The following is a 5,133-nucleotide window of genomic DNA, read 5'->3' on the forward strand; positions in this document are numbered from 1 at the left end:
AATATAATTTTTTATAAACTAATAATAAATTTAAATTTTATATATTATAAGTTTTTGACTTAATGTAGAAAGATATTAGTATCTTAAAAGATAATAAATTAAAGCTAAAATATTTAATATTAAACTTATGAATTTAATAAGATGTTTTAGTTTCATATTGGACTTATATTTTATATGCTTTAAATAAAGATTAAAGGGAGTTTTAAAAATGAATAATATTAAAATAATTTATGACACAATGAATGATCTACCAGAAAATATAGAGAAAAAATACGATATAGATATGTTATCTGCAACTATAATATTTCAAGGTAAGGAATATAAATCAGGTGTAGATATAGATACAGATGAATTTTATAAATTACTAAGAAATAATAAAGAAATGCCAACAACATCTCAAGTTACATACTTAACTTTTAAGGATACTTTTGAAAAGTATCTAAATGAAGGAAAAAAAGTTTTATATATAGCTGGTTCATCAGCAGCATCAGGTACTTACCAAAGTGCAATGCTTGCTAAAAATGATATAGAATCTGATGATATATATATATTTGATACATATAGCTTATGTATAGGTGGAGGATTATTAGTTCTTGAAGCTGCTAAAATGGTAGAAGAAGGATTAGATATAGATACTATAATTAATAAACTTGAAGAGTATAAGGAAAAGGTTGAAGTTTATTTCTCAGTTGATTCACTAGATTATTTACATAAAGGTGGAAGAATATCTGGAGCTAAGGCAGCAGTTGGAACTTTACTTAACATAAAACCTATACTAAAGATAGAAGATGGATTAGTAAAGCAAAAAACTCAAGTAAGAGGAAGTAAAAAAATAATACCAACACTTATAGAAAAGTTAAAAGAAGAAGTTGGAGATGATTTCTCAAATAAGGATGTATATGTTGGATATGGAGATGATTTAGAAACTCATGAGAAGTTTGTAGAGAGAGTTAAAGAAGAGTTATCACCTAAAAATGTATATTCATTCCGTATAGGTTCATGTGTKGCATGTCAYTCAGGTCCTACTGTTATGGGAATAGCATGTTTAAATAAATAAAGAAAGGGAGCAGAAATCTGCTCCCTTAGTTTATGCTTATTTATATTATTATGCTAATCTTATTAGTTGCATACTACTTTGATCAGGTTGAAAAACTGTTCCTGAACTATCTGTTACAACCAAACTTAAATCTCCACCACCATCAGTATTTAATATTGCAGCATTACCTACTGAAGAATTGTTTGCTTGAGAAGTAGCTTGAGAAGCATTTACTTCAGTACCATTATACACTAAAGTAATAGTGTATGGAGTTCCACCCTCTCCTACTACTGAATATCTAATATAGTATGTTTGGTCAGCAGGTAAAGTAACAGTATCACCAGTAGCATTAACTGATATATCACCATCAGGGTTGTTAAGTTGAATANNNNTATGAATAATTGTTCATATATTAAAATRTTCATATATAYATGMAGGAGGAAAATATGAAAGATATAGATGTATGTTGCAGCAATGAGTTGCATGAAGATATAGTTGATTCTGTAAGAGAACAAATGCCTGATACAGAAATGCTATATGAATTAGCAGAATTATTTAAAGTATTTGGAGATACAACAAGAGTAAGAATATTATATGCACTATCAGCAAAAGAGATGTGCGTTTGTGATATAGCAGATTTATTAGATATGACTCATTCGTCAATATCACATCAGCTTAGAGTATTAAAACAAGCTAGATTAGTTAAATTTAGAAAAGAAGGAAAGACAGTATTTTATTCTCTAGATGATTGCCATATAAGCCAAATATTTAGTTGTGGACTTGAACATATAGAAGAAAGATATAAAAGATAGGGGATGAGTTTGTGGGAAATTGTAGTACAAGTAAAAAAGAGATAATACTAGGTGGTCTAAACTGTGCTCATTGCGCAGAGGTAATTAATGACAAGGTATCTGAATTAGAAGAAATAAAATCTTGTAACTTAAACTTTATAAATAAAAAACTTACTTTAGAAATAGCTTGTGACTTATCAACAGATGAAGATGATGTTGTTTCTAATGTTATAGATATAGTAAATGATACAGAACCAGGATTAGATATAAAAGTATTAGAAAATAAGAATAGTAATAATAAAAAAGTTGAAATAACACTTGGTGGTTTAAACTGTGCTCACTGTAGTGAAGAAATAGGAAATAAAGTATCAAAATTAGATAAAGTAGAAAAATCTAATTTAAACTTTATAAGTAAAAAGCTTACATTTGAAGTAGCTAAAGATGTAGATGAAAAATTAGTTATAGATGAAATTATAAAGATAATAAATGATACAGAACCAGGACTAGATATAAAAGTTAATTTCTTAGATACAAAAAAAGAAAATAAAAAAGAAGATATTGAGGAAACTCACACATCAAATAAAAGTGATTTAATAAAATTAATAATAGGAAGTATAATGTACATCTTTGGAATATTCCAAAGTGCAACTGGATTTGAAAGTAAGTTTGCTAATATAGTATTCTTAATAGTCTACTTAATAGTAGGTGGAGATGTTTTATTAAAAGCATTAAAAAATCTATTTAAAGGTAGAGTATTTGATGAAAACTTCTTAATGTCTATAGCAACAATAGGAGCTGTTATAATAGGAGAAGTACCAGAAGCAGTAGGGGTTATGCTTTTTTATAAAATAGGTGAGTACTTACAAGGTATAGCAGTAGGTAAATCTAGAAAATCAATAACTTCACTTATGCAAATAAGACCAGATAGTGCAAATTTAAAAGTTGGATCAGAGATAAAAGTAGTATCTCCAGAAGATGTAAGTATAGGAGATATAATAGTTGTAAAACCAGGTGAGAAAGTTCCTTTAGATGGAATTGTAATAGATGGATATTCAATGGTTGATACATCAGCACTTACCGGAGAATCAGTTTTTAGAGAAATTGGTGAAGGTGAGGCTATATTATCAGGATTTATAAATAAAAATGCATTATTAAGTATTGAGGTAACTAAAGAATTTGGAGAATCAACAGTTTCTAAGATACTTGATTTAGTTGAAAATGCAAGTAGTAAAAAGTCTAAAACAGAAAACTTTATAAGTAAGTTTTCAAAATACTATACACCATTTGTGCTATTCTCAGCTATTGTTATAGCGTTTATACCACCGCTTGTAATACCAAATGCAGTATTTTCAGATTGGTTTTACAGAGGACTAGTATTTTTAGTTGTTTCATGTCCTTGTGCATTAGTATTATCAATACCATTATCATTCTTTAGTGGAATAGGTAATTCATCTAAGTATGGTATATTAATAAAAGGAAGTAATTATCTAGAAGCACTTAAAAATGTTGATACAGTAGTATTTGATAAAACAGGTACACTTACTAAAGGTGTATTTAATGTAACTAAGATAAAATCTATTGGAATAAGTGAAGAAGAGTTAATAGAATATGCAGCATATGCAGAAGTAAACTCAAATCACCCAATAGCAAAATCTATATTAAATTACTATAAAGGAAATATAGATTTAGATAAAATAAGTGATTTTGAAGAAGTAGCAGCACATGGTATAAAAATAAAATACAAAAACTTACACATCTTAGCTGGTAATGATAAATTAATGAAAAAAGAAAACATACTATACTCACCAACTAATGATATAGGAACAGTAGTTTATGTAGCAGTTAATGGAGTGTATAAAGGATATATAGTAATATCTGATGAAATAAAAGAAGACAGTAAAGAAGCTATAAAGAGTTTAAAAAAACATGGTGTTAAAGAAGTTGTAATGTTAACTGGGGACAATGAAAAAGTAGCGAATAAGATTGCTAAAGAATTAGGGATAGATAAGGTTTATTCAAATTTATTACCAGATGAAAAAGTTGATAAATTAGAAGAGATATTTAAAAATAAATCAGAAAAAGAAAAAGTTGCATTTGTTGGAGATGGTATAAATGATGCTCCAGTACTTGCAAGAGCAGACGTTGGTATAGCAATGGGAGCATTAGGTTCAGATGCTGCTATAGAAGCTGCTGATGTAGTTTTAATGACAGATGAGCCAATTAAAATTTCTAAAGCTATAGAAATATCAAGAAAAACAAATAAAATAGTATGGCAAAATATTATATTTGCATTAGGTGTTAAGGCAATAGTATTAATTTTAAGTGCAGGTGGAGTAGCTACTATGTGGGAAGCTATATTTGCAGATGTAGGTGTTGCTTTAATAGCGGTATTAAATGCAATGAGAGTAATGAAATAGATAAAAAAGCTACGTAACTAATTATGAATATAAGGTTAAAATTATAATCAATATAGTGTAACGTTTATATTTCAATCTTTAAGTTTAATTATATATAATCAAATAATATAATCAAACTAAAATTACAATATAAAAACYACATCCATATACTTATTAATAGTAAATGAATGTGGTTTTTATGTTACTTTGCTAAACTACTCTCAAGTTCGCATTATATTAATAATACGAATGTAAAGATAATCTATAATTTTTTATAAATTCTTATAGCAAATATATAATCATATACTTTTATAAYCTCTATATTCTTAGTCAAAAAAAGCAAATAACNNNCTACAGGACTTTTAACTATTTTTATATCTTCCTGTTTTGCATTAATATAAGTATTTTTAAAATTTTCATGAGCATCACATTCATAAGTAGCAACAAATTTAGTTCCAACTTGAACACCAGATGCATCTAAATCTAAATCTGCGTCTACATCTGCATCTAAATCTAAATCTGCGTCTACATCTGCATCTAAATCTACGTCTGCGTCTACATCTGCATCTGCTTCTGCCTCTGCCTCTGCTTCTGCCTCTGCTTCTGCTTCTGCTTCTGCCTCTGCTTCTGCCTCTGCTTCTGCTTCTGCATCTATATCTGCCTCTGCATCTACATCGGCTTCTGATTCTGCCTCTGCATCTGTATGGATACATGCATCTGCATATGCTTCTACTTCTGCATCTGCGTCAGCTTCTGCGTCAGCTTCTGCCTCTGCTTCTGCTTCAGCGTCTACGTTTGCATCTACGTCTGCATCTACATCTGCGTTTGCATCTACATCTGCATCTACATCTGCGTTTGCATCTACGTCTGCATCTACATCTGCGTTTGCATCTACGTCTGCGTCTGCATC

At 29.1% G+C, this 5,133-nt stretch carries 4 protein-coding genes and 1 pseudogene; 3 read left to right on the forward strand and 2 right to left on the reverse strand.

Annotation, left to right across the window (positions count from 1 at the left end; genetic code table 11):
- Positions 1-208: 208 nt before the first annotated feature.
- Positions 209-1,057, forward strand: coding sequence for a DegV family protein (locus G3997_RS04155; protein WP_296648578.1), 849 nt, complete (start codon positions 209-211; stop codon positions 1,055-1,057).
- Positions 1,058-1,105: 48 nt separating this feature from the next.
- Here the strand turns inward: G3997_RS04155 and G3997_RS04160 are convergent, their stop codons facing one another.
- Positions 1,106-1,288, reverse strand: coding sequence for a hypothetical protein (locus tag G3997_RS04160; protein ID WP_296648582.1), 183 nt, complete (start codon positions 1,286-1,288; stop codon positions 1,106-1,108).
- Between the two features lie 194 nt (positions 1,289-1,482).
- Here G3997_RS04160 and G3997_RS04165 point away from each other — a divergent pair, with 194 nt between their 5' ends.
- Positions 1,483-1,848, forward strand: a complete 366-nt coding sequence (locus tag G3997_RS04165; RefSeq protein WP_296648585.1) for an ArsR/SmtB family transcription factor — start codon at positions 1,483-1,485, stop codon at positions 1,846-1,848.
- 11 nt (positions 1,849-1,859) lie between these two features.
- A complete protein-coding gene (locus G3997_RS04170) occupies positions 1,860-4,244 on the forward strand; it encodes a heavy metal translocating P-type ATPase (protein WP_296648587.1) in 2,385 nt (794 codons plus the stop codon).
- A gap of 331 nt (positions 4,245-4,575) precedes the next feature.
- Here the strand turns inward: G3997_RS04170 and G3997_RS11815 are convergent.
- Positions 4,576-4,725, reverse strand: a pseudogene (locus tag G3997_RS11815) (nitronate monooxygenase); the annotation flags it as partial.
- Between the last annotated feature and the right edge of the window lie 408 nt (positions 4,726-5,133).

The organism is Romboutsia sp. 13368, from assembly GCF_018336475.1.
GTDB lineage: Bacteria > Bacillota > Clostridia > Peptostreptococcales > Peptostreptococcaceae > Romboutsia.